Source organism: Amycolatopsis sp. TRM77291 (assembly GCF_054166285.1).
This window is the reverse complement of the sequence record NZ_JBSZHF010000001.1, coordinates 2,273,016-2,295,075: the sequence shown is the minus strand read 5'-3', so window position 1 is coordinate 2,295,075 and position 22,060 is coordinate 2,273,016. Positions and strand designations below refer to the sequence as shown.

23 protein-coding genes are annotated in these 22,060 nt (G+C 68.8%); 11 read left to right on the top strand and 12 right to left on the bottom strand.

The window, feature by feature from the left end; translation table 11 throughout:
• Positions 1-34 precede the first annotated feature (34 nt).
• Entirely contained in the window at positions 35-2,065 is a 2,031-nt protein-coding gene (locus ACXIZN_RS10785; RefSeq protein ID WP_457954036.1) for an MMPL family transporter, read from the top strand.
• Between the two features lie 38 nt (positions 2,066-2,103).
• Positions 2,104-2,325, top strand: coding sequence for a hypothetical protein (locus ACXIZN_RS10780; protein ID WP_457954034.1), 222 nt, complete (start codon positions 2,104-2,106; stop codon positions 2,323-2,325).
• On the opposite strand, the gene ACXIZN_RS10775 is transcribed toward ACXIZN_RS10780, so the two are convergent.
• Positions 2,312-3,502, bottom strand: coding sequence for an MFS transporter (locus ACXIZN_RS10775; RefSeq protein WP_457954032.1), 1,191 nt, complete (start codon positions 3,500-3,502; stop codon positions 2,312-2,314). The genes ACXIZN_RS10780 and ACXIZN_RS10775 overlap by 14 nt on opposite strands.
• Before the next feature lie 66 nt (positions 3,503-3,568).
• Between ACXIZN_RS10775 and ACXIZN_RS10770 the strand changes: the two genes are divergently transcribed.
• Positions 3,569-4,549, top strand: coding sequence for an ArsR/SmtB family transcription factor (locus ACXIZN_RS10770; RefSeq protein WP_457954030.1), 981 nt, complete (start codon positions 3,569-3,571; stop codon positions 4,547-4,549).
• 3 nt (positions 4,550-4,552) lie between these two features.
• On the opposite strand, the gene ACXIZN_RS10765 is transcribed toward ACXIZN_RS10770, so the two are convergent.
• The 5 genes from ACXIZN_RS10765 to ACXIZN_RS10745 form a co-directional block, all read right to left on the bottom strand.
• A complete protein-coding gene (locus ACXIZN_RS10765; RefSeq protein WP_457954029.1) occupies positions 4,553-4,855 on the bottom strand; it encodes a DUF1905 domain-containing protein in 303 nt (100 codons plus the stop codon).
• A 96-nt stretch (positions 4,856-4,951) separates the two neighbouring features.
• Positions 4,952-5,578, bottom strand: a complete 627-nt coding sequence (locus tag ACXIZN_RS10760) for a TetR family transcriptional regulator (protein WP_457954028.1) — start codon at positions 5,576-5,578, stop codon at positions 4,952-4,954.
• 1 nt (position 5,579) lies between these two features.
• Positions 5,580-6,788, bottom strand: coding sequence for an NAD(P)/FAD-dependent oxidoreductase (locus ACXIZN_RS10755; protein WP_457954026.1), 1,209 nt, complete (start codon positions 6,786-6,788; stop codon positions 5,580-5,582).
• A 2-nt stretch (positions 6,789-6,790) separates the two neighbouring features.
• Positions 6,791-6,985, bottom strand: a complete 195-nt coding sequence (locus tag ACXIZN_RS10750) for a ferredoxin (RefSeq protein ID WP_457954025.1) — start codon at positions 6,983-6,985, stop codon at positions 6,791-6,793.
• Positions 6,982-8,382, bottom strand: a complete 1,401-nt coding sequence (locus tag ACXIZN_RS10745; protein WP_457954023.1) for a fatty acid desaturase — start codon at positions 8,380-8,382, stop codon at positions 6,982-6,984. The genes ACXIZN_RS10750 and ACXIZN_RS10745 overlap by 4 nt, the downstream gene beginning before the upstream one ends.
• A gap of 192 nt (positions 8,383-8,574) precedes the next feature.
• On the opposite strand from ACXIZN_RS10745, the gene ACXIZN_RS10740 reads away from it, so the two are divergent.
• Genes ACXIZN_RS10740 through ACXIZN_RS10730 form a run of 3 tightly spaced genes read left to right on the top strand, consistent with a single transcriptional unit; the run spans position 8,575 to position 10,946 of the window.
• Positions 8,575-9,585 carry a hypothetical protein gene (locus tag ACXIZN_RS10740; protein ID WP_457954022.1) on the top strand — a complete coding sequence of 337 codons (1,011 nt, stop codon included), beginning with the start codon at positions 8,575-8,577 and terminating at the stop codon, positions 9,583-9,585.
• A 12-nt stretch (positions 9,586-9,597) separates the two neighbouring features.
• On the top strand, positions 9,598-10,494 hold the full coding sequence (locus tag ACXIZN_RS10735) for a hypothetical protein (protein WP_457954020.1): 897 nt from the start codon (positions 9,598-9,600) through the stop codon (positions 10,492-10,494).
• Positions 10,491-10,946: an ester cyclase gene (locus ACXIZN_RS10730; protein ID WP_126735028.1), complete on the top strand. Its 456-nt coding sequence runs from the start codon at positions 10,491-10,493 to the stop codon at positions 10,944-10,946. The genes ACXIZN_RS10735 and ACXIZN_RS10730 overlap by 4 nt, the downstream gene beginning before the upstream one ends.
• 7 nt (positions 10,947-10,953) lie before the next feature.
• On the opposite strand, the gene ACXIZN_RS10725 is transcribed toward ACXIZN_RS10730, so the two are convergent.
• Positions 10,954-11,706 (bottom strand): ZIP family metal transporter, encoded by a 753-nt coding sequence (locus tag ACXIZN_RS10725; RefSeq protein WP_457954019.1) that lies wholly within the window; start codon positions 11,704-11,706, stop codon positions 10,954-10,956.
• A 112-nt stretch (positions 11,707-11,818) separates the two neighbouring features.
• Here ACXIZN_RS10725 and ACXIZN_RS10720 point away from each other — a divergent pair, with 112 nt between their 5' ends.
• Both ACXIZN_RS10720 and ACXIZN_RS10715 read left to right on the top strand, forming a co-directional pair.
• Entirely contained in the window at positions 11,819-11,965 is a 147-nt protein-coding gene (locus ACXIZN_RS10720) for a hypothetical protein (protein WP_457954018.1), read from the top strand.
• Positions 11,962-12,423 carry a DUF4383 domain-containing protein gene (locus ACXIZN_RS10715; protein WP_457954017.1) on the top strand — a complete coding sequence of 154 codons (462 nt, stop codon included), beginning with the start codon at positions 11,962-11,964 and terminating at the stop codon, positions 12,421-12,423. Before ACXIZN_RS10720 ends, ACXIZN_RS10715 begins: the two co-directional genes overlap by 4 nt.
• A 52-nt stretch (positions 12,424-12,475) precedes the next feature.
• Here ACXIZN_RS10715 and katG read toward each other — a convergent pair whose 3' ends face one another.
• The 4 genes from katG to ACXIZN_RS10695 form a co-directional block, all read right to left on the bottom strand.
• Positions 12,476-14,710, bottom strand: a complete 2,235-nt coding sequence (gene katG, locus ACXIZN_RS10710; RefSeq protein ID WP_457954016.1) for a catalase/peroxidase HPI — start codon at positions 14,708-14,710, stop codon at positions 12,476-12,478.
• A 33-nt stretch (positions 14,711-14,743) separates the two neighbouring features.
• A complete protein-coding gene (locus tag ACXIZN_RS10705) occupies positions 14,744-15,175 on the bottom strand; it encodes a Fur family transcriptional regulator (RefSeq protein WP_257486342.1) in 432 nt (143 codons plus the stop codon).
• Between the two features lie 447 nt (positions 15,176-15,622).
• The gene (gene hpaB, locus ACXIZN_RS10700; RefSeq protein ID WP_457954015.1) at positions 15,623-17,080 is read right to left on the bottom strand and encodes a 4-hydroxyphenylacetate 3-monooxygenase, oxygenase component; all 1,458 of its coding nucleotides are present in this window, start codon (positions 17,078-17,080) and stop codon (positions 15,623-15,625) included.
• Positions 17,081-17,110: 30 nt separating this feature from the next.
• The gene (locus ACXIZN_RS10695) at positions 17,111-17,641 is read right to left on the bottom strand and encodes a flavin reductase family protein (protein WP_257486340.1); all 531 of its coding nucleotides are present in this window, start codon (positions 17,639-17,641) and stop codon (positions 17,111-17,113) included.
• 70 nt (positions 17,642-17,711) lie between these two features.
• On the opposite strand from ACXIZN_RS10695, the gene ACXIZN_RS10690 reads away from it, so the two are divergent.
• Positions 17,712-18,401 carry an IclR family transcriptional regulator gene (locus tag ACXIZN_RS10690; protein WP_457954014.1) on the top strand — a complete coding sequence of 230 codons (690 nt, stop codon included), beginning with the start codon at positions 17,712-17,714 and terminating at the stop codon, positions 18,399-18,401.
• An 18-nt stretch (positions 18,402-18,419) separates the two neighbouring features.
• Here the strand turns inward: ACXIZN_RS10690 and ACXIZN_RS10685 are convergent, their stop codons facing one another.
• Positions 18,420-19,793, bottom strand: a complete 1,374-nt coding sequence (locus ACXIZN_RS10685) for an MFS transporter (RefSeq protein WP_457954013.1) — start codon at positions 19,791-19,793, stop codon at positions 18,420-18,422.
• A 149-nt stretch (positions 19,794-19,942) separates the two neighbouring features.
• On the opposite strand from ACXIZN_RS10685, the gene ACXIZN_RS10680 reads away from it, so the two are divergent.
• On the top strand, positions 19,943-21,406 hold the full coding sequence (locus tag ACXIZN_RS10680; RefSeq protein ID WP_457954011.1) for a fumarylacetoacetate hydrolase family protein: 1,464 nt from the start codon (positions 19,943-19,945) through the stop codon (positions 21,404-21,406).
• Positions 21,388-22,059: a GntR family transcriptional regulator gene (locus ACXIZN_RS10675; RefSeq protein WP_457954009.1), complete on the top strand. Its 672-nt coding sequence runs from the start codon at positions 21,388-21,390 to the stop codon at positions 22,057-22,059. Before ACXIZN_RS10680 ends, ACXIZN_RS10675 begins: the two co-directional genes overlap by 19 nt.
• The last annotated feature ends 1 nt before the right edge of the window (position 22,060 follow it).

The window sequence follows — 22,060 nt, the reverse complement described above, 5'->3', positions numbered from 1 at the left end:
GTCGAAGTAGCACTGCCACGGGAGCCATCCGTCCATGATCTCGGAAGTCGAACGCCCCGCCCGCACGCGGTCACGTCTGCGCTGGCTGCTCCCCGCCCTGATCGCGGTCGCGTGGCTGATCTTCGGCGGGTTCAGCGGCCCGTACGCGGGCAAGCTGAGCCAGGTCACCGAGAACGACAGCAGCAGTTTCCTGCCGGCGTCCGCCGAAGCCACCGAGGTCGGCGAACTCCAGAAGCAGTTCTCCAGCGCCGCCGTCATCCCGGCGATCGTCGTCGCCGAACGGCCCTCCGGCCTGACCGAGGGCGACAAGCGGTTCCTCGCCGACCGGACGTCGAATGCCCGGCTCTTCCCTGCTCCGCAGAGCGACGCGGGCGCGCAGGTCGTCGTGCTCCTCGACGCCACGGGTGACCCTGGGGACGGTGTCGAGGCGCTGCGAGAAGCGCTCGCCCGTGACACCCCGGACGGGTTGAAGGTGCTCGTGACCGGCCCGGCCGCGCAGGTCGCCGACCTGAAGGAGGCGTTCGGCGGGATCGACGGCCTGCTGCTCCTGGTCGCGGGCGCGGTGGTCGCGGTCATCCTGATCGTCGTCTACCGGAGCCCGCTGCTCCCCCTGCTCGTGCTGCTGTCGGCGGTGTTCGCGCTGGGAACGGCGAGTCTCGCGGTGTACCTGCTCGCAGACCACGACGTCCTGGCGCTGAACGGGCAGAGCCAGGGCATCCTGTTCATCCTCGTCTTCGGCGCCGCCACCGACTACGCGCTCCTGATGGTCTCGCGGTATCGCGAGGAACTCCGGACGACCGACGACGCGCGCCTCGCCCTCCGCACGGCCTGGCGCTCGACCATCGAACCGATCGCGGCGTCGGCCGGGACCGTGATCCTCGGCGTGCTCTGCCTGCTGTTCAGCGATCTGAATTCGAACAAGGGACTCGGCCCCGTCGCCGCCATCGGCATCGGCGCCGCCTTCCTCACGACCATCACGTTCCTTCCCGCGGTCCTGGCCTTGTGCGGCCGCAACGCTTTCTGGCCTTTCCGCCCGGTGGTGTCTCCGCCTCGCGAGGAGAACGGAGGACTCTGGAGCCGCGTGTCGGGCTGGGTCGCCCGCGCGCCGCGCACGATCTGGATCGTCACCACGGTCGTCCTGCTCGCGGGCGGTGCGTTCCTCCCCCAGCTCAAGGCCTCCGGTACCGCGCAGTCCGACGTCTTCCTCACGCCGGTCGATTCCGTCGCGGGGCAGGAAGTCCTCTCGCGCTACTTCCCCGGCGGCTCCGGTTCGCCCACGGTGATCATCACCCCCGCCGGCCAGGCCCCGGGGGTCACCGCGCTGGCGCGTGTCCCCGGTGTTTCGGACATCCGCCAAACCGGCGAAGCGGGCGGGCTCGCGAAGATCGACGCGGTCCTCGCGGATCCCCCGGACTCCGACGCGGCGGTCGCGACCGTTCAGCGGATCCGCGAAGCCGTGCACACCGTCGACGGCACCAAGGTCGGCGGCCCCACCGCCACGCTGCTCGACACGAGGGAGACCTCCGAGCACGACCGGTTGCTGATCATCCCGATCGTCCTGGTCGTGATCTTCCTCGTGCTCGCGCTCCTGCTGCGGTCGCTGCTCGCGCCGCTGCTGCTGATCGGCACCGTGGTGCTGTCCTTCGCCGCGACGATGGGCGTCTCGGCGCTGGTGTTCAACCACGTCTTCGACTTCCCCGGCGCCGATCCGGTCGTCCCGCTGTTCGGCTTCGTCTTCCTTGTCGCACTGGGGATCGACTACAACATCTTCCTGATGACCAGGGTCCGCGAGGAGGCGGGCAGGATCGGCATGCGGGACGGGACGCTGCGCGGTCTCCGCGTCACGGGTGGCGTGATCACCTCGGCGGGAGTCGTACTCGCCGCGACCTTCGCCGCACTGGCCGTCCTGCCGATCCTCTTCCTGGCCCAGCTGGCGTTCATCGTCGCGTTCGGCGTCCTTCTCGATACGCTACTGGTGCGCTCGCTGCTGGTACCGGCTCTGGCGGTGGACGTCGGACGGAAGATCTGGTGGCCGTCGAAGCTGGCGAAGTCCGGCCGGGAATGAACGCGGCGATCGCCGGCGCGACGAGGTGTCGAGGTGACATGAGCACTGATCAGGACTCCATCGACGAGCGGATCCAGGACGCCGGGGAACGTGGCGACCTGGACGAACTGCGGCGGCTGGCCGACGCCGGCAGCAGCGACGCGGCGGACCAGCTGATCGAAACGGCGACCGAACTCGGCGCGCTGGACGAACTGCGTCGACTGGCGGAACGCGGCAACCGGGACGCCGCGGAGCAACTGGCCGAGCTCACCGAGGAGTAGGCCGGTCCCGCATCGCCGGAATCAGCACCGGAAGCGCGGCCAGGAGCGCGAGGCCCCGTACGACACCGGCGACCGGGTACGGGACGCGGAGCCCGAACCTGTGCGCGAGCAGTCCCCCGGTCAACGCGCCGAGCGGCATCAGTCCCCAGCCGAGCAGCCGGTAGACGCTGTTGACGCGGCCGAGCAGCGACGCGGGGACGTCTCGCTGCCGGACGCTGACCGTGACGACGTTCCAGATCGTCGTCACGAAACCGCTCACCGCCAGGAGCCCGCCGAGCACGGCGATGTTCGGGCTGAACCCCATCCCGACGAAGACGGCGGCGTTCACGGCGAGCGAGACGAGGAGGGCGCGGAGGTCACCGAGCCGGGCGGCCAGCCGCGTGATCACCAGTCCGCCCACGATGCCGCCGAACGCCGCACCGGCGAGCAGCAGACCGAACACTCCCGCGCCGAGATGCAGCACGTCGGTCACGAACAGGACGAGAGTCGCGTTCCCGAACTGACCGCAGAACGTGTTGACGCCCAGCAGCAAAGCGAGAGTGCGCAGCAAGCGGTGTTCGCTCAGCCAGCGAAGTCCGTCGAGAACGTTCACTCGTTCCGAGGGCGCAGGTCGTCGCTTGGGCAACCCGGCCAGAAGCAAGGCGGCGAAGACGAAGGACGCGGCGTCGACGGCGAACGGGAGCGTCCAAGCGAACGCGAAGAGCAGGCTCCCCAGGGGCGGGCCCACGAACTGCCTGCCGACGACCAGCGCCACCTGCTGACAGCCGTTCGCCTGGTGCAGCAGGCTTTCCGGGACGAGGTCCGGGAGTGCCGTCTGCGCCGCGTTGTCGTAGAAGACGTCGCACGACCCCAGCGCGAACGCGAGTACGACGAGCACCGGCACGGTGACGGCCTCGGCCGCGACGAGCGCGGTGAGCACGCCGACGATCAGGGCTTGGAGCGTCTGCGTTCGCCACATGAGGGTGGCCCGGTCGACCCTGTCGACGACGGAGCCGGCGGTGAGGGACAGCAGAAGCCACGGCAGGTACGTCGCGGCGGAGACCAGGGCGATATCCCGCGCATCGCGGCTCACCGTCACCGCCAGCAACGGCAGTGCCGCCGTGAAGACGCCGTTCCCGAGACTGTCGATTCCGGTGGCCCACCACAGTCGTCGGTAGGCGCGGGGCAGGTTGCGCATGATCGGATCGTGGCCGGGTCCGGCGTTCCGGAGACACCATTTAGCTCCTGCCTACATACTCGGGCGATGCCGATGACCATCGAAGTCGGTGTCGCCGAACTGGCCGCGACCCGGTTCGCGATCTCGCCACTGTCCGAGACCGTGGCCGGCGTGCAGCAGCTCGCCGGGATCGACCGGAAGGCGGTCAACCTGCCCTGGCTTCGGTGGGCGCGCGAAGAACTCGATCGCGAGCCACTCGGCCTTTCGCGGACCTGGCCGTTGCTCGTGACCGGCAGGCTCGGCTGGCCGGAGTTCCTCGTCCCCGCCCCGCGAGACTCGGGGGATTCCCTCGAAAACGACCTCGACGCGTTGCGGCGAACCCCTGCGGACCGGGTGAGGGCGAGCCTCGGCCGGGTCTTCGGCGTGAACCTTCCGCGTGCCGTCGCCGCCCTCGCCGACGACCCCGCGTCCGTATTGCGCGAGGTCGCCGAGGAACTGCGCGCCGCCCACGACCGCCTTGTCGCCCCGCATTGGCCACGGATCCGGGCGGTGCTGGACGCCGATGTCGGGTACCACGCCCGTGCGCTGACCGCGGGCGGTGCCGAGCGGTTGTTCGCGGACCTGCATCCGGATCTGCGCTGGCACAACGACCGGGTGATCCTGGCCGGCGAGCGGTGGCGCGATCAGCATCGTGTGGTCGCCCGCGGGCCGGGCGGTCTCGTGCTGATGCCGGTCGTCCTCGGGTCGCCGTATGTCCTGGTCAAGGAGAACACCTCGACCCAGACCACGATCCGCTATCCGGCGAGGGGAACCGGCACCCTGTGGACCGCCGGAACCCGGTCGCCCGGGTCCGCCACGGTCCGGCTGCTGGGGCGGACGCGGGCGGGCCTCCTCTCGGCGCTGTCCTCCCCCGCGACCACGACCGATCTGGCCCGGGCGCTCGGCGTGACACCGAGCGCCGTTTCCCAGCACCTCAAGGTCCTGCGGGACAGCGGCCTGGTCGCACGGGAACGCTCCGGCCGCAGCGTTCTCTATCTCACGACACCGCTCGGCGAACGCCTGCTCTGACGGTCAGAGGTCGATCAGCTCGACGGTCACCTTCGCTACATCACCCTCCTCGATCCCCTCGGCTTTACGAACGGCTTTCTTCACCGGCAGCACGTACGCGCCTCGTTTGGCGTCCGGGAAGATCGACGTCTTCCATTTGCTGCCACCGATACCGGCCTGGACCCGGACCGCGCCGAACCCCCGGCGCGGGCCGTCGGTGATCTCGCGGATCTCCTCGGAGACGTCCTGGGGCAGGCTGACAAAGGTCCAGGTCTCCCCGCGGCGGGCGTCCCAGACCCAGAGCTCGGCATCGAACACGACGATCATCGGTGGAGCCTCGCACACGGGTCCGACAGTTTCCGCGTCGTGGCCGCCAGGTCCACAAGGGACAGCAGGTGTGGCCGCGGTGTCCGACCCGCGGCCTTAATCCTGCGGAGGATGCCGCAGTGACCGAGCCGTCGTCGCGCCGAGCACTCGCGAAGCCATCCACGCCAGCGCGTCGGCCGTGCGCGCCGGGGTGTCCGACGGCTGCATGATGTGGCTCAGCACGGTCCGCACCACGACGTCGATCGCCACATCCAGCTGCGAAGCGTCCAGCGGCGGGCCGTAGGCGCGGACACGACCGCGCAGCATGACCGTCGCTTCGCTCAGCAGGCTCCCGGCCCGCGACGTCAGCAGCGGCAGCAATTCGGTGTCGGCACCGTGCGTCGCCGAGACGATGGCGCGCAGCAGGAGGTTGTCGTCGGCGAGTTCGAGGACGCCGCGGACAGCGTCGTGGATCGCCTCGACGAGGTCTTCGGGGTGCCGTTCGAACGCTTCCCGGACCACGGAGAGGAACCGGGCGAGTTCGTGCGAGATCATCGCTTCGGCCAGCCGGCTCTTCGAACCGAGTTCGTTGTAGACGGTCTGGCGGCTGACGCCGACGATCTCCGCGAGTTTGCTCATCGTCACCGAGGACCAGCCGGAACGCACGGTCAACTCGATCGCCGCCGAGACGATCGGTTGACGGTACGGACCTCCCGTGACCGGTGCCTCACTCATGATCGTCATTCTAGGCGGCCGTCCCCGCCGCGAACGCCAGCGCCTCCGGCCACGGCGCCCGCCCCGCGATATGGCGGCGGTACTTCATGATCTCGCGCGGCCGGTCGATCGTCAGCGCCCCGACGACCCGGTCCCCGCGCCGGTACAGCGCGGTGAAACCGCCGGCCTCCGGGACGGCGGCCACCACCTCGTCCGCCCGCGGGGTGCCGACGAATTGGATCCGGTGGTCGTACCAGTCCGACCAGAAGTACGGCACCGGCGCCAGGTCGCGGGCCGACTCCGGGGCGAGCGCGTGCCGAGCGGCCGCGGCACCCTGCTCCGCGGCGTTCGTCCAGTGCTCCAGCCGCATCAGCTCGCCGTCGAACAACGGGTTCGAGGCATGCGCGACGTCCCCGGCGGCGTACACACCGGGGATTCCGGTCCAAAGCGTCGCGTCGCACACCACGCCACCGTCGCGCTCGTGGAGCGGGACTCCGCTCCCCGCCAGCCAGCCGGTGGCCGGGACGACGCCGATGCCGGCGACCACGAGATCCGCGGGCAGCACCTCACCGGTCGAAAGCCGGACACCGGTCACCGCACCGCCGCCGGATTCCAGGCCGGTGACCGTCGTGGACAACCTCAGTTCGGTGCCCGCCTCCCGATGCAGCGAAGCGCACACCGCGCCGGCCTCGGCTCCGACAGACCTGGTCAGCGGGACGTCGAGCGCCTCCACGATCGTCGCCGGCAGCCCGCGTTTCCGGGCCGCGGCGGCGACTTCCGAGCCGATGAAACCCGCCCCGATCACGACCGTGCGCGCGCCGTCGTCGAGCGCGGCACGGACGGCGAGCGCGTCCTCGGCGGTCCGCAGTGTGTGGACCCCCGCGATCCCGTCGCTTCCGGGGAGCCGCCGCGCGGTGGCGCCGGTCGCGATCACCAGCGCGTCGTAGGAAACCGTCCTCCCGCCGACCGACAGCTCGCGGGTGGCGGTGTCGAGCCCGTCCGCCGGCGCGCCGAGCAACAGTTCGACGCCGAACTCGTCGCGCAGCGCGGCTTCGGTGTGGAAGGGGTCGACCCGCTCGGGGCCTTCCATGTCCAGGAAGGATTTCGACAGCGGGAGCCGGTCGTAGGGCGGGCGGTCCTCCGCGCCGATCAGCACGATCCGCCCCCGGTACCCGTCCCGGCGCGCGGCCTCGACCGCGCGCAGTCCGGCCAGCGACGCTCCCACGACGACGAGTGCCACGGTCAGTCCCGCAGCCTCAAGGCGAGGACCGGGCAGGCGTCGACGGCGGCCGACAGGTCCTGGCGGTGTTCCTCACCGGGCCGCTCGTCGAGCACGACGACCGTCCCGTCTTCGCCCACCTCGAAGAAATCGGGCGCCATCGCCTCGCACATACCCAGCCCGTCGCATTTCGCGCGGTCCGCCTCGATCCTCATCATGCTCCGACCCTCCCCGGTGCCACGAAATCGACCTTCTCCCGCACGCCGCAGTCCGGGCAGCACCACGAATCCGGGATCGCCGACCACGGCGTTCCGGCGGGGAAACCCTCGCGCGGGTCGCCGAGTTTCTCGTCGTAGACGTACCCGCAGCCCGGGCACATCCCGCCTTCGGTCGCGTCGCCGTGGGTGTCGGCGACGACCCGGGAGGGCGCGGTGACGCGTGTTCCGTAGCGCGCCAGGATCTTTGCCCGTTTCGAGGGCTGGATGTTCGCGAGGGACATGTCGCCGTCGAAATGCGCGAGGACGCGCGGGTCCATCACGCGCCGCCACACCGGCGGGAACAGCGCCAGCACGATCATCCCGGCGTAGCCCGTCGGCAGCACCGGCGATTCCGCGAAATCACGCAGCGTCTGGTAGCGGCGGGTCGGGTTGGCGTGGTGATCGCTGTGCCGCTGCAGGTGGTAGAGCAGCACGTTGGTGGCGATGTTGTTGGAGTTCCAGCTGTGGCTGGGGTCCACCCGTTCGTAGCGGCGCCGGTTCGGCGGGCCGACCTTCTGCCGCCGCATGCCGTAGTGCTCCATGTAGTTGACGACCTCCAGCAGCGAGAAGCCGATCACGGCCTGGATCACCAGATACGGCAGGATCCCCGGCCCCAGCCACACGGTCATCGCCGCCCACAGCACCGCCGACATCAGCCACGCGTTGAGCACGTCGTTGCCGATGCGGAACGGATGCCGGTCGCGCCGGGCGTACCGTTTGCGCTCCAGGCCCCACGCGGATTTCAGCGAGCCGAACACCGTGCGCGGCCAGAACCGGTAGAAGCTCTCCCCCACCCGGCTGCTGGCCGGATCCTCCGGGGTCGCCACCCGGACGTGGTGGCCGCGGTTGTGCTCGATGTAGAAGTGGCCGTAGAAACTCTGCGCCAGCGCGATCTTCGACAGCCAGCGTTCGTGGCTCTCCTTCTTGTGCCCCAGTTCGTGCGCGGTGTTGATGCCGATACCACCGATGCAGCCGATCGAGATCGCCAGCCCGATCTTGTCCGCGACGGACAGGTCGCCGCGGGCGATCAGCCAGAACGCGAGCACGAAACCCGCGTACTGGATGGGCAGGAAGGCGAAGGTGATCCACCGGTAGTAGCGATCCTTCTCCAGCCGTTCGATCACGTCGTCGGGCGGATTACTGCGGTCCAGCCCGGCGAGCAGGTCGATCAGCGGCACGATCACCAGGATCACGATCGGCCCGATCCAGAACCACACGCCCCAGCCGGTGGCCGCGTACAGCCCGATGGCCAGGAAGGCGAGCGAGGGGACCACCAATCCGATCAGCCAGAGGTACCGCTTGCGGTCCGTCCACCGTTCGGTCGAGCCCGCCGGGATCGTGCCCGTCATCTCGCTCATCGCACCCTCCTCCATTGGCTGGGTTTACAAAACTGTAGGCGATGTACATCAGGTTTGACAAGTGGTCACCATTTGTAAATCCAACGTTGCTTCATTTCGTGGGAACCTGGCGATATCTTGTATTCGTAAGGAAACTTACTTAACTTGTGAAGACACGCCGCGACCCACTTCGTCCGCCCCGAAGGAGCGCGAATGCCCCGATCAACCCGCCGGATCCGGCCCGCCGCCGTGGCCGCCGTAGCCGCCGCCCTCCTGGTCCTGCCCGCCACGCCCGCCGCCGCGAGCACTTTGGCGAACAGCCCCTGGCCTGGCGCTTCAGCCGTCACGAACGCCGACGGTTCGAACGTCCTCGGCGGCAACATGAGCGGCCTGTCCTTCGGCAGTCCCGATGTCCTGTGGGCGGTCAAGAACGGTCCCGGGACGCTGTACCGCCTCGTGCGCGACGGCGCCAAGTGGCGGCCGGACACCACCAACGGCTGGTCGTCGGGCAAGGCACTGCGCTACCGCGACGGCAAGGGCGACCCCGATGCCGAAGCCGTCGTCGCCACCCCGGACGGCGTGGTCGCGGCCACCGAACGCGACGGCGACAACAGCAAGACGAGCGCCCTCAAGGTGCTCCGGTACGACGTGTCCGGTTCGGCCAAGACGCTCAGTGCCAAGGCCGAATGGAACCTGACGGCGGACCTGCCGAAGGTGTCGGCCAACGACGGCCTCGAAGCCGTCTCGTGGGTCCCGGACAGCGCCCTCACCGCCAAGGGATTCGTGGATCAGCGCACGAAGGCGCCGTACAACCCGAGCACCTATCCCGGCCACGGCACCGGCCTCTACCTCGTCGGCCTCGAAAGCAACGGGATGATCTACGCCTACGCGCTCGACCAGGCGGGCGGGAAGTACACCCGGGTCGCGAGTTTCGCGAGCGGGCTCGGCTCGATCATGGAACTCGAGTACGAGGCTTCGACCGGCAAGCTGTGGGCGGTCTGCGACGACACCTGTGGCGGTGACTCGACGACGCTGGCCGTCGACGCGCAGGGCAAGTTCGCCGTCACGGCCACCTACGACCGTCCGGCCGGGATGCCGGACTACAACAACGAAGGGTTCGCGATCTCGGCCACGTGCGCCTCCGGGAGCAAGCAGGTCGTCTGGGCCGACGACGGCAACGAGGGCGGCCACGCGCTGCGCGCCGGCACCCTGTCCTGCGGCTGAACGGGGCGCGACATGAAATTCGCCTCCCTCGCGATTCTCCCGGCCTTGACCATTCCCCTGTTCCTGCCGTCCGCCGCACTGGCCGACGACGGCTGGGAATCCATCGGCACCGGCATGACGTCCGGCGCCAGCGGTATCGCCGTCCTCGACCGGGACGACGACCGGATCGACGCACTTGTCCTCCGGGACAACAAGAAACCCGGCGAGAATCGCGCCGTCCGGGTTCGTCTCGACCACGGCAAGGTGTCCAAGGTGGACACCATCGACTGGCCAGGAGAGCTACCGGTCGATCTCGAAGCGGCCGAACCCGTACCGGGGAAGAACGGCGAATTCGTCGCACTGGCCAGCGACGGCGAAGGCTTTCACTTCACCTTGAAGGACAGGCGCCTGAAAGTACTCGGCACTTTCCAGGTACCGAAGGGTGATCCGGAGGACAATTACGAGGGTTTCGCGCTGAAAAAGGTGAATGACCGATTGTTCGCGGTCTGGGCGGACCGCGGCCAGGACGCCCGCCCGGCCACGCTCTACTCGGCGGAGTTCTCGGTCTCGAAGCTCTCCTTCAAGAAGCCGAAGTCGATCCCGTTCCGCGTCACGTACCCGGCCACCCACGTCCGGCACACCTCGGACGTGGAGATCACCGCGGACGACCGCGTCCTGATCTCGGCCGCCTCGGACCCCGGCGACGAAGGCCCCTTCGATTCGGCCGTGTACGAGGCCGGCGTCCTCCGTTCCGACGGTTCGATCGCCCTCTCCCCTGTCCCGGTGAAGATCGGCGACTTCCCCGGCCACAAGATCGAGGCCATGACGTGCCTGTCGCGCTCGTGCGGCAGCCTGCTCTACGGCACCGACGACGAGGCCGCGGGCGGTAGGCTCCGGATCGCGACCAGGACCGACCCGGAGGACCAGTGATCAGCGAAGACCTGCGCGAGCGCCGCCTCAAGATCATCGAAGAGCACATGGACACCGAGGTGGCCCACGAGTTCGACCGCACGCTGGGCACCTTCAACGGCCATCCGCACTACGAGATCATGGCCACCGGGCAGATCTTCGACGGCGACGAAGAGGTCATGGCGTACTACCGCATGACCCGGACTGCGTTCCCGGACCAGCGGCACGACAACGTCCGGTATCACTTCGCCGACGAGTCGGTGATCGTCGAATTCGACCTGCTCGGCACCAACCTCGGTGAGTTCTACGGCCGCCCGCCCACCGGCAAGGCGTTCCGGGTGCCGATCATCGCGGTGTTCTTCTTCGACGAGGACCGGATTACCAACGAGCGCATCTACTTCGACGCCGCCAGCCTGATCACCCAGGCCGGGCACGCCGAACTGCTGAGCTTGCTGGCTTCCGGCGAGGTCTGATCGCCGATCACCCGAGGTGGGAAAGGCCGAAAGCGGTCAGAAAGCCCGCGACCGTGATCAGCCCGGTCCACAACTGCGCGTCCTCGAAGGCTTCGGGGATCATCGTGTCGGCGATCATCGCGAGGATGGCACCTCCCGCGATCGCGGTGATCACCGCGAGGGTGGCACCGGAGGCTTCGCCGAGGACGCCGTAGCCCAGCAACGCGGCCATACCGCTGAGCACGGCGATGCCACTCCAGAGCGCGAAGACATAGCGCGGGCTCCGGCCGGCCCGCTTCATCCCCGCGGCGCTGGACAGCCCTTCCGGGACGTTGCTGATGAACACCGCGGCCACGGTCACGACGCTGACACTTCCGCCGCCGAGCAGGCTGGTGCCGATCACCATCGATTCCGGGATTCCGTCCAGCAGGGCGCCCAGCGCGATGGCGGTTCCGGAGCCCGCCTGCTCGGCCTCGGACGGTTGCTGGTCACCCGAGCGTTTGCGATGCCGGGCGCCTCGCCGGGCGAGCCCGACGTTCGCGACGGTGTAGACCAGCGCACCGCTGAGCGCACCGAGCGCGGCCGGCAGGAAGCCTCCCCTTTCGTGCGCCTCGGCGATCAACTCGAAGGAGACGGCGGAGATCAGCACGCCGCTCCCGAAGGCCATGACGCCTGCCACCACCCTGCCCGGAATCCGGATCAGGAAACCGGCCACGGCACCGAGCAGCAACGCCGACCCGGCCAGCAGACCCCAGCCTCCCGCCGCCAGCAGATCCGGCACCCGTTCCTCCCGCTCACCGCTCGCAACCCGGATCCCAGTCTGGCCGAACCGGTGGCCGGCCGCGCGCCGGAAGCCGAGGATTATCCCCGCACACCAGGGGTACCCGGCGGACATGGAACGAGAAGACACGGCGCGCGACTCCCGCCCCTCGGACCCGGCCGAAGGCGCTGACCCCGGCGACGACCCGAACTCGCCGTCGGAACAACGCAAGAGCGTCGAGCAGGACGAGACCCGGGAACCGGGTGGTCGGGAATCATGACCGCGACCGCGCGGCGCCCGCCGCAAGTGGCCGCGTTGGCCGTCGGCGCGGTCTTCCTCGTGGTCGGCGTCCTCGGCTTCATCCCGGGCATCACCACCGGCTACGACGGGCTCGAATTCGCCGGGCACCATTCCGAAGCCCGGTTGTTCGGCGTCTTCGCCGTGTCGATCCTGCACAACCTGGTGCATCTGCTGTTCGGCGTGGTGGGCGTGCTCGCCGCGCGCAAACGCGCCGCTTCCCGGATCTTCCTGATGGTCGGCGGCGGGAGCTACCTGCTTCTGTGGATCATCGGCCTGGCGATCCCGCAGAGCAGCCCGGGGAACTTCCTGCCGTTCAACGTCGCCGACAACTGGCTGCATCTCGGCCTGGGCGTCGGCATGATCGCGCTGGGTGTCTTCACCACCGCGCTCGAACGCAAGGCGGGCGACTACCCGGAACCGGATATGCAGCACCAATGAAAACGTCCGGGCCCGCCGCGGAATGCGACGGGCCCGGACGTTCGGATCAGCTTCAGACCAGGTCGTACCGGTCGAGGTTCATGACCTTGTCCCACGCGGAAACGAAGTCACGGACGAACTTCTCCTTGGCGTCGTCGCTGGCGTAGACCTCCGCCACCGCGCGAAGCTCGGAGTTGGACCCGAACACGAGGTCGGCGCGGGTACCGGTCCACTTGACCTCGCCGGTCGCGGAATCGCGGCCCTCGAAGGTCTCCGCGTCCTCCGACGTGGCGGTCCACTGGACGCCCATGTCGAGCAGGTTCACGAAGAAGTCGTTGGTCAGCGACCCCGGCTTCTCGGTGAACACGCCGTGCTTGGACTGCTGGGCGTTGGCGCCGAGAACCCGCAGACCGCCGACGAGGACGGTCATCTCGGGCGCGCTCAGGTTCAGCAGGTTCGCGCGGTCGATGAGCAGGTACTCCGTCGGGAGACGGTGACCCTTGCCGCGGTAGTTGCGGAACCCGTCGACGGTCGGCTCCAGCGGGGCGAACGACTCGGCGTCGGTCTGCTCCTCCGTCGCGTCGGTGCGGCCCGGGGTGAACGGCACGGTGACCTCGAAGCCGCCCTCCTTCGCGGCCTGCTCGACGGCGGCGACGCCGCCCAGCACGATCAGGTCGGCGAGCGAGACCTTCTTACCGCCGGTCTGGGCGCTGTTGAACGCCTCCTGGACACCCTCGAGGGTCCGCAGCACCTGGGACAGCGTCTGCGGGTCGTTGACCTCCCAGTCACGCTGCGGCTCGAGGCGGATGCGGGCGCCGTTCGCGCCACCGCGCTTGTCGCTGCCGCGGAAGGTCGAGGCCGACGCCCAAGCGGTGGAGACCAGCTGCGAGACCGAAAGGCCCGAAGCGAGCAGCTTCTCCTTGAGGGAGGCGATGTCCGCGTCGTCGATCAGCTCGTGGTCGACGGCGGGCACCGGGTCCTGCCAGATCAGCGTCTCCTGCGGCACCAGCGGGCCGAGGTAGCGCTGGATCGGGCCCATGTCACGGTGGGTCAGCTTGAACCAGGCGCGGGCGAAGGCGTCCGCGAACTGGTCCGGGTTCTCGTAGAACCGGCGCGAGATCTGCTCGTAGACCGGGTCGAAACGCAGCGCCAGGTCGGTGGTGAGCATGCCGGGCGCGCGGTTGAGCTTGCCGTCCTCGGGGTCCGGCACGGTGTTCTTCGCCTTGCCGTCCTTCGGGACCCACTGGTGGGCGCGCGCCGGGCTCTTGGTCAGCTCCCACTCGTACTCGAAGAGGTTGTGGAAGAACCAGTTGCTCCACTGGGTCGGGGTCGGCGTCCACGTGACCTCGAGACCACTGGTGATCGCGTCGCGGCCCTTGCCGCTGCCGAAGGTGTTCTTCCAGCCGAGGCCCTGCTCCTCGATCGAGGCGCCTTCGGGCTCGGGGCCGACGTACTTGTCCGGGTCGGCCGCGCCATGCGTCTTGCCGAAGCTGTGGCCGCCGGCGATCAGCGCGACGGTCTCCTCGTCGTTCATCGCCATCCGGCCGAACGTCTCGCGGATGTCGCGGGCGGCGGCCAGCGGGTCCGGGTTGCCGTTCGGGCCTTCCGGGTTCACGTAGATGAGACCCATCTGCACGGCGGCCAGCGGGTTCTCCAGCTCACGGTCGCCGGTGTAGCGCTCGTCGCCGAGCCAGGTGCGCTCGGGACCCCAGTACACGTCCTCGTCCGGCTCCCAGACGTCCGCGCGGCCACCGGCGAAGCCGAAGGTCTTGAAGCCCATGGTCTCCAGGGCGCGGTTGCCGGTGAAGATCATCAGGTCGGCCCACGAGATCTTGCGGCCGTACTTCTTCTTGACCGGCCAGAGCAGGCGGCGGGCCTTGTCCAGGTTGCCGTTGTCCGGCCAGCTGTTGAGCGGGGCGAACCGCTGCATGCCCGCGCCCGCGCCACCGCGGCCGTCCTCGATGCGGTAGGTGCCCGCGCTGTGCCACGCCATGCGGATCATGAAGCCGCCGTAGTGGCCGAAGTCCGCGGGCCACCAGTCCTGCGAAGTCGTGAGGACGGCGTCGACGTCCTTCGCGAGCTCGGTGAGGTCGAGGGTCTTGAACTCGGCGGCGTAGTCGAACCCGGCGTCCATCGGGTCGGACGCGGCCGAGTGCTTCCGGAGGATCTTCAGGTTGAGCTGGTTCGGCCACCAGTCGCGGTTGCCCGCGCCTTCGGTGGGGTGGTTGCGGCGGCCCGACGAGACGGGGCAGCCGCCCGCGCTCTCTTCGTTCATTTCGCCGATGACGGCGTCCGGGCTGTCAGACACGGGAATCCTTCCGGGGAATCAGAACTGCAGGGCTCAGGAACGGGGTTCGATGGCACAGTCGGGACACAGGCCCCAGTAGATGACCTCGGCCTCTTCGATCACGAAGCCTTGGTCGTTCGACGCGGTCAAACAGGGTGCGGGACCGACGGCGCAGTCGACGTCGGCGATGGCACCACAGGTCCGGCACACGACGTGGTGGTGGTTGTCCCCGACCCGGGACTCGTACCGTGCCACGGATCCGGACGGCTGGATCCGCCGCACGAGACCCGCGGCGGTCAGTGCCCGCAACACGTCGTAGATGGCCTGGTGAGAGACCTCGCCGAGTTCCGCGCGCACGGCCCCGATGATCGAGTCGGTGTCGGCGTGCGGGTGGTCGCGTACCGCTGTCAGCACGGCCACCCTGGGACGCGTCACGCGCAGGGAGGCCCCGCGCAGCATCCGCTCGAAGTCCGGGGTCGTGGGCACGGCCGCAGTCTGGCCCATTTTCTGGAATGAATCAAGTTCTTGCGTCCCGGGCGTGTCCCCGCCCACGCCGGCCTCGTGAGTGGCTAGGACGGCTCGGTGGCGCGGACTGGGCTTGACTGGGGTTGCGAAAGCCACTTTCGAGACGTCTGGTGTCCCGAAAGTGGCTTTCGCGACGCCGCCTCCAGACCCCTGGCGCANCTGCGGTCCTGGATCGCATGGCGGGACAAGCAGCAGTCCTGACCCGCTTGGTACCGGGGTTGTGCTGGGCTTGGCCGGGCCCGGGACCGCCTGGTGATCATGTCGCGAAAGCCACTTTCGAGACGTCTGGTGTCCCGAAAGTGGCTTTCGCGACGCCGCCTCCAGACCCCTGGCGCAGGATCAACAGCGGCCGGGAGCCGGCGGACACCGTTGGCTAAGACCGTCGCTGCCTCACACGAGGAGAACCCGTCACTCGTCGCGTGCCAGCAGCTCTCGGACGCGTTCCTGCAGCGCCTCCCTCGGGTACGCGTTCACCTGGGCGCCCGCCATCCGCACCGGGTCGCCGAAGAAGAAGTACTCGTACAGCGACTCCCGTCCGGCGAAGCTCGAGACCGACGCGTCGAACGCCAGCTTGAACAGCCGCGCGCGATCCTTGGCCGGCAGGGTGGCCGACTGGAGGTACGTGTCGATGTCGGGACGGCCCTCGGCCTCGAAGTCCGCTTCACCCGGCAGGGCCATGAGCCCCGAGGCGGAGAACTTGCGAATGATCTCGGTCAGCCGCGGCGAGACCTTCGTGGGGTACCAGTTCCGGGCGGCGTTGAGGACTTCCCACTTGGGCAGGAAGACGCCGTCCTCGCTGAGTTTCCCGTCGGCCTCCGCCGCGCGCAGCACGGCTTTTTCGATCTCGACGTAGGAGATCAGCTCCGACAGGTCCTGCTGGATGTGCTGGAAGCCACCGATGCCGATGGCGGCGGCGATCTCACTGGCGAGGCCGAGGTAGAACTCCGTCTTGGCCAGCGTGCGCGTGACGACCTGGTGGGTCATGAGCGCGCCGGCGCCGGTCTCGGAGTACCAGGCGTTGCACAGTTCCGGGTGTCCCAAGAGGAAGACCCGCTCGTTCGGGACGAAGACGTCGTCGAACACCACGACCGCGTCCATCTCCTCGAAGCGGGAGGCGAGCGGCTCGTCGAAATGCGATCGGCCGTGGTCGAGCCCGGCCCGGCAGAAGTACTTGAGGCCGGGCGCGTCGTTCGGGACGGCGAAAGCGTACGAGTACGGCGCGTCCTCAGGAGTACCGCGCAGAACCGTCGACGGGAAGACCAGGAGTTCGTCGGCGATCGGCGCGATGGTGGCGAGCATCCGGGCGCCGCGGACGACGATGCCGTCTTCCCGTTCCTCGACCACCTTCGCCGACAGGTTGCCGCCACCCTGCTGGCTGCCCGACACCGAACGGTTGACCTGCGGCGGGATCAGGGTGTGCGTCGCGAGGAGGTCGTTCTCGCGGGCCATCTCGTAGTACTTCTGGATGCGTTCGCCGTAGACGGGATCGGCCTGGGAGAAGAACTTCTTCGCGGTCGAGAGCGCGGTGAGCGACGAGTTCATGTAGTCGCCGGTGCGGCCGAGGAAACCGTTGGAGTACTGGGCCCACACGGAGAAGGCGGCGCGACGGCGCTTGAGGTCTTCCTCGCTGCGCGGCACCAGGAACGACGTGCCGACCCGCTCCCCCGTGGTCGGCGATTCGTAGGTCAGGACGTCACGGTGCGCCGGATCGTGCTGAAGGTCGAACAGCTTCGCGTAGGTCAGCGCGTTGTTGCGGAACGCCGGGTGCTCGGCGACCTTCGAAGTCACCTTCTCGCCGTCGACGTACAACTCCGGCGTCATCGCGTTGAGCTTGTCGAGGTACTGCTGTCCGGTACGGGCTCCCATGTCGTGCTCCTTCTCGGGTGGACGTCGTTGTCAGAACAGGGATTCGTGGCCTTGCGCGGATTCGTGGATGGTCGAGAACTGCCCGTTGACGAAGCCGAGCGCGTCGCCGGAGCGGTAGTCGAACTCCTGCACCTCGCCGAGGAACAGGGTGTGGTCGCCACCGTCGTAGGCGGCCCACGGCGTGCAGTCGAACCAGCTGAGGACGCCGCCGAGCCGCGGCGCGTGCCCGCCTTCGACCCACGTCGGCGCACCTTCGGGGGTCGGGCGGCCGGCGAAGTTCATCGCCAGCGCCTCCTGTTCGGCGCCGAGGACGTTGACCGCGAACGGGCGCCCGGCGAGCAGGTCGTGACTCTTCACGGTGCGCTGGATGGAGACGAGCACGAGCGGCGGATCCATCGAGACCGCGGTGAAGGAGTTCACCGTCAGGCCGTGCCGTTTCGTGGCGGCGTCGAAGGTCACGACGGCCACTCCCGTCGCGAACCGGCCGAGACAGCCTCGGAAGAACTGCGCGGGTGGCCGGTACAGGCTCGAACCCGGCGAGAAACTGGTTTCGCGTGACATCGTGACCACCCAGTCGGTTCCTGTTCTATAATCGAACAGCCAGTTCAACTATCGAAATGGATCGTATACAATGATTTCGGAGTCCCGCAAGACCGCGAGCACGTCCCAGACGCTCAGCCGCGGCATCCGTGTCCTCGAAGTCCTTGCCGACGCCCAAGAACCGCTCAGTGTCGACCGGATCGCCGAACGGCTCGGCGTGCACCGGTCGATCGCGTACCGGCTCATCCGCACCCTCGAAGAGCACGGGCTCCTCGCGCGGGAACCCGCGGGGAAATACGAACTGGGCGCGCGGCTTGCCGCGCTGGCGGCGGGGGTCAAACACGATCTGCAGGCCGCGGCCCTGCCGGAGCTGACGGCGGCCGCGAACGAACTCGGCATGACGTGTTTCGTGGCGGTGATGGACCGCGAGGAATGCGTGACCCTGGTCAGCGTGGAACCCCGGCACGCCGTCGCGTCCGTCGCGCAGCGCCCGGGGTCCAGGCATCCGTTCACCGCGGGCGCTCCCGGCCGCGCGATTCTTTCCCAGCTACCGGAAGAGGACTGGCCGGAGGGGATCAAGGAAGTCACCGACCGCGGCTACGCGGACAGCCACGGCGAGGTGATCGAGAACCTCAGCTCGGTGGCCGTGCCACTCTCCCTGCGCGGGCACGCTCCCGCGGCGCTCGCGGTCGTCTACCTGTCCAGCACGCGAACCCCCGCCGAGCTCGCGGAGCGGCTCAAGGCGGCGGCGAAGGCCGTCCGTGACGCTCTCGGCGGGTGAGCGTCACGGACGGCGGGATCACTTCGAGAAGCGCAGCGGGCTGACCGCCTGCTCGGCTTCGTGGTCCGGCCCGAGCGGGATTCCCGACCGGTCACGCAGCAGCAAGGTGGCGATGAGGCCGATGACGGTCATCCCGCCCAGATAGACGGCCACGGACACCGATGTGCCGGTCGCGTCGACCAGCGCGGTGGCGATCGTCGGCGCGAACGCGCCGCCGAGGATCGCACCGAGCGCGTACGAGATCGAAACACCGGAGAACCGGATCGACGCTGGGAACAGCTCCGCGTAGAACGCCGCCTGCTGGCCGTAGGTGAACCCGAGCCCGACACTGAGGATGATCAGGCCCAGCGCCAGCAACACGATGTTCCCGGTGTCCACCAAGGGAAAGAGCAGCGCGACGCCGGCGAGTTGCGCGATCCAGCCGACCACGTAGGTGCGCCGCCTGCCGATCCGGTCGGACACCGCGCCCGCCGCCCACGTCGACAGCAGCCAGGTCGCCGCCGAGGCGGTCACCGCCCACAAGACCGGACCGCGGTCGAGGCCGATCGGGCCCTTCGGGTTGGTCGCGTAGTCCTGGATGTAGCCGCCGGTGGTCATGTAGCCGACGGCGTTGTTGCCCGCGAACACCAGCGCGGCGACGAGAACGAGCACGGCGTGCTTACGGAACAGCTGGATGATCGGCGTCCTGGTCTGCTCGCGCCGTTCGGCGATCTCCCGGAAGACCGGGCTCTCCTCGACGCGGCGCCGCACGTAGTGGCCGACCAGGATCAGCCCGACACTGAGCAGGAACGGGATCCGCCAGCCCCAGTCGAGGAACGCCTGCCCCGGGACGAGCAGGCTGGTCAGCGCCAGGACACCGGAGGCCAGCAACAGCCCGAGCGGGACACCGATCTGCGGCGAGGCGCCGAAGAGGCCCCTGCGCTTGGAGGGCGCGTGCTCGACGGCCATCAGGACAGCGCCGCCCCATTCACCACCCGCCGAAACGCCCTGCAGGATCCGAAGCAGGATCAGCAGTACCGGCGCGAGGACACCGATCTGATCGAACGTCGGGAGCACGCCGATCAGCGTGGTCGCGACGCCCATCAGGATCAGGGTGAGCACCAGGACGACCCGGCGGCCGTACTTGTCGCCGAAGTGCCCGGCGAGGAACGCCCCGAGCGGGCGGAACAGGAAGCTCACGCCCACCGTGGCGAAGGAGACGAGCGTGCTGTTGGCACCGAGGCCGGAGAAGAACAGCTTGCCGAAGACGAGACCGGCGGCGGACGCGTAAACGAAGAAGTCGTACCACTCGACCGTGGTACCGACGACGGTCGCGAACGCGACCCGGCGCCGATCGGAAGACGGTGGAGCGGTCCGGCCGGGCGTGCGTTCATCCTGCGCTGGATTCGACACCTTGACTCCTTTGACATAGGCCTGACGCGAGTGGCGGCCCGCAGGGATCCCGGGCGAGGCGAAGGCCACTCGGTGACCGCCTTGCCACTGTGGCACGGAATCATATACGTTATTAGATACGAAGCAAGGGTTCGAGGATTCAGGGGAACATGGGCACTTACGAGGCACCGTCCGGTCCGACGGCCACCCGGCCGGGCAAGATCATCGCCGTCCATCTCAGCTACGCGTCACGTGCCGAGCAGCGCGGGCGGCGTCCGGCGAACCCGTCGTACTTTTTCAAGCCGTCGAGCTCGATCGGTACGTCCGGCGGCACGGTCGAACGTCCGGCCGGGACCGAACTATTGGCCTTCGAGGGCGAGATCGCCCTGGTCATCGGCACCACGGCCCGGTGGGTGAAACCGGACAAGGCGTGGGACCACGTCGCCGCGGTCACCGCCGCGAACGACTTCGGCCTCTACGACCTGCGCGCCGCGGACAAGGGCTCCAACGTCCGTTCCAAGGGCGGCGACGGCTACACCCCGCTCGGCCCCGGCCTCATCGACGCGCGCGACATCGATCCCTCGTCGCTGCGCATCCGCACGTGGGTGAACGGCGACCTGGTGCAGGAGGACAGCACGGCCGGGCTGCTTTTCCCGTTGCGGCAGTTCGTTTCCGACCTCTCCCAGCACTTCACGCTCGAACCGGGAGACGTCATCCTCACTGGGACCCCCGCCGGCTCGACGGTGGTCTCCCCCGGTGACGTCGTCGTGGTCGAAGTGGACGTTCCCGGCACCTCCCTCAGCAGCGGACGGCTCCACACCACCGTCACCCAGGGCATCCGGTCCTTTTCGGACATCGGCAGCCTGCCCGAGGTCGACGACAAGCAGCGCGCCGAGGCCTGGGGCACGCCCGTCGAACAGGTCGAAGAGAACTCGCCCACGCTCAGCGAGGAACTGCGCGCCAAGCTTCTTCGCGCACCCGTCGCGGGTTTGTCGGCGCAGCTGCGCAAACGCGGGCTGAACAACGTCGCGATCGACGGCGTGCGTCCGAACCTGCCCGGCTCGAAGGTCGTCGGAACGGCACGGACGCTGCGTTTCGTCCCGAACCGCGAGGACCTCTTCAAGTCCCACGGTGGCGGTTACAACGCGCAGAAGCGCCTGTTCGACTCGGTCGGCGCCGGCGAGGTGATCGTCATCGAAGCCCGCGGTGACAAGGGTTCCGGGACGCTCGGGGACATCCTGGCGCTCCGGGCACGCTACCTCGGCGCCGCCGGGGTGATCACCGACGGCGGGGTCCGCGACTTCGAGGCCGTCGCCGCGACCGGCCTCCCGGTGTTCTCGCAGGGCCCGCATCCGGCGGTCCTCGGCCGCAAACACGTGCCGTGGGACACCGACGTCGCGGTCGCCTGCGGCGGGGCCACCGTGCTGCCCGGAGACATCATCGTCGGAGACGACGACGGCGTGGTCGTCATCCCGCCGTCGCTGGCCGAAGAGATCGCCGACGCGGCGCTCGTCCAGGAGGACGAAGACGCTTGGATCGCCGAGCAGGTCGGACAGGGCCGCCCGATCGAGGGGCTCTTCCCGCTGAACCCGTTGTGGCGGGAAAGGTATGAGGCATGGCAGAAGAAGCAGTGAAGACGACCAGCAAATCCGAACTCGCCTACGAGTGGCTGCGTGAGCGGATCGCCCGGCACGAGTACGGACCCGGCTACCGGCTCGTCCTCGCCGAGATCGCCGGCGCGCTCGACATGAGCGTAGTCCCGGTGCGCGAGGCGATCCGGCGGCTGGAGGCCGAACGGCTGGTGACCTTCGAACGCAACGTCGGCGCGCGCGTGGCGATGGTGGACCAGAACGAGTACGTCCACGCGATGCAGACCCTCGGTGTCGTCGAAGGGGTCGCCACCGCGCTGTCCGCGCCGCGGCTGTCCGAAGAGGACATCGCGCGGGCGCGGCGGGTGAACGAGCGCATGATCACGCTGCTGGACCACTTCGACGCGCACGAGTTCACCGCGCTGAACCAGCAGTTCCACTCGCTGCTGTTCGAATGCTGCCCGAACCCGCAGATCCTCGACCTCGTGCACCAGGGCTGGACCCGGCTGTCCGGGCTGCGCGACTCCACGTTCGCGTTCGTGCCCGACCGCGCGCACCGGTCGGTCGAGGAACACGAAGAGATCCTCCGGCTGATCACCGAGAAGGCCGATCCGCTCGACATCGAATTCGCCGCGCGCAATCACCGCTGGGCCACCATGCAGGCCTTTTTGGACGCTCGAGAGCGCGCGAACCGCTGAC

Coding starts and splice junctions, on each gene's coding strand:
- ACXIZN_RS10785 (WP_457954036.1), top strand. CDS start 35: ATGATCTCGGAAGTCGAACGCCCCGCCCGCACGCGGTCACGTCTGCGC.
- ACXIZN_RS10780 (WP_457954034.1), top strand. CDS start 2,104: ATGAGCACTGATCAGGACTCCATCGACGAGCGGATCCAGGACGCCGGG.
- ACXIZN_RS10775 (WP_457954032.1), bottom strand. CDS start 3,502: ATGCGCAACCTGCCCCGCGCCTACCGACGACTGTGGTGGGCCACCGGA.
- ACXIZN_RS10770 (WP_457954030.1), top strand. CDS start 3,569: ATGCCGATGACCATCGAAGTCGGTGTCGCCGAACTGGCCGCGACCCGG.
- ACXIZN_RS10765 (WP_457954029.1), bottom strand. CDS start 4,855: ATGATCGTCGTGTTCGATGCCGAGCTCTGGGTCTGGGACGCCCGCCGC.
- ACXIZN_RS10760 (WP_457954028.1), bottom strand. CDS start 5,578: ATGACGATCATGAGTGAGGCACCGGTCACGGGAGGTCCGTACCGTCAA.
- ACXIZN_RS10750 (WP_457954025.1), bottom strand. CDS start 6,985: ATGATGAGGATCGAGGCGGACCGCGCGAAATGCGACGGGCTGGGTATG.
- ACXIZN_RS10745 (WP_457954023.1), bottom strand. CDS start 8,382: ATGAGCGAGATGACGGGCACGATCCCGGCGGGCTCGACCGAACGGTGG.
- ACXIZN_RS10740 (WP_457954022.1), top strand. CDS start 8,575: ATGCCCCGATCAACCCGCCGGATCCGGCCCGCCGCCGTGGCCGCCGTA.
- ACXIZN_RS10735 (WP_457954020.1), top strand. CDS start 9,598: ATGAAATTCGCCTCCCTCGCGATTCTCCCGGCCTTGACCATTCCCCTG.
- ACXIZN_RS10720 (WP_457954018.1), top strand. CDS start 11,819: ATGGAACGAGAAGACACGGCGCGCGACTCCCGCCCCTCGGACCCGGCC.
- ACXIZN_RS10715 (WP_457954017.1), top strand. CDS start 11,962: ATGACCGCGACCGCGCGGCGCCCGCCGCAAGTGGCCGCGTTGGCCGTC.
- hpaB (WP_457954015.1), bottom strand. CDS start 17,080: ATGGGAGCCCGTACCGGACAGCAGTACCTCGACAAGCTCAACGCGATG.
- ACXIZN_RS10695 (WP_257486340.1), bottom strand. CDS start 17,641: ATGTCACGCGAAACCAGTTTCTCGCCGGGTTCGAGCCTGTACCGGCCA.
- ACXIZN_RS10690 (WP_457954014.1), top strand. CDS start 17,712: ATGATTTCGGAGTCCCGCAAGACCGCGAGCACGTCCCAGACGCTCAGC.
- ACXIZN_RS10680 (WP_457954011.1), top strand. CDS start 19,943: ATGGGCACTTACGAGGCACCGTCCGGTCCGACGGCCACCCGGCCGGGC.
- ACXIZN_RS10675 (WP_457954009.1), top strand. CDS start 21,388: ATGGCAGAAGAAGCAGTGAAGACGACCAGCAAATCCGAACTCGCCTAC.